At 62.8% G+C, this 670-nt stretch carries 1 pseudogene; it reads left to right on the top strand.

Annotated elements, in window-relative coordinates:
- Positions 1-670 (top strand): annotated as a pseudogene (locus tag K7X24_RS21935) (RHS repeat domain-containing protein); the annotation flags it as partial.

Raw genomic sequence — 670 nt, 5'->3', positions numbered from 1 at the left:
CCGTAATGGCGAAGGCGAAACCCGCCACTTCCTGTATGACGGACGCGGGTTGCTCATCAAAGAAACCGCACCGGACGATACCCTGCACTACCGCTATGACGCGGCTGGCAGGCTTATCGAAGTCACCTCCGCAACCAGTCATGTACAGCTAGAGTATGACCTCCGTGACCGGGTGGTGCGGGAGTGGCTGAACGGCTCGCTTATCACCCGACAGTTTGATGATACCGCACGCACCGTAACGCGAACGCTGGCCAGAGAAAACGAAGGTGACGACGCGCTGACCAGCACCTTCAGCTACAGCGCAGCGGGTGAACTGCAGCAGGTGCAGTTGCCAGACGGCGCAGAGCTCACCCTTGCTCATGATGCCGCCGGGCGCGAAGCCTCCCGTTCAGGCGGTGAGTTCCTACAGCAGCGGGAATATGACGTGATGGGCAGGCTGACCCGTGACATGAGCGGTCAGCAGCAGGACGGGCGTCTGCACGCCTCACAGACGCGGGAATATCGGTATGACGGGGCGGGCAATCTGGCCGGTGCCCGCCATAACCGCGAGGCGGCAGGTTACAAACTGGACGCGACCGGACGGGTGCTGTCCGTCCTCAGCGGTGGCGCAGGCCGCACGGTGGAAACCGACGAAGCTTACCGCTACACCCGCAACGGCCTGCCGCAGGAT

The sequence above is a fragment of the Pectobacterium versatile genome (genome assembly GCF_020166435.1).
Classification (GTDB): Bacteria; Pseudomonadota; Gammaproteobacteria; order Enterobacterales; family Enterobacteriaceae; genus Pectobacterium; species Pectobacterium versatile.
The sequence above is the reverse complement of the archived record's forward strand: the minus strand, read 5'-3'. Positions and strand labels throughout refer to the sequence as shown.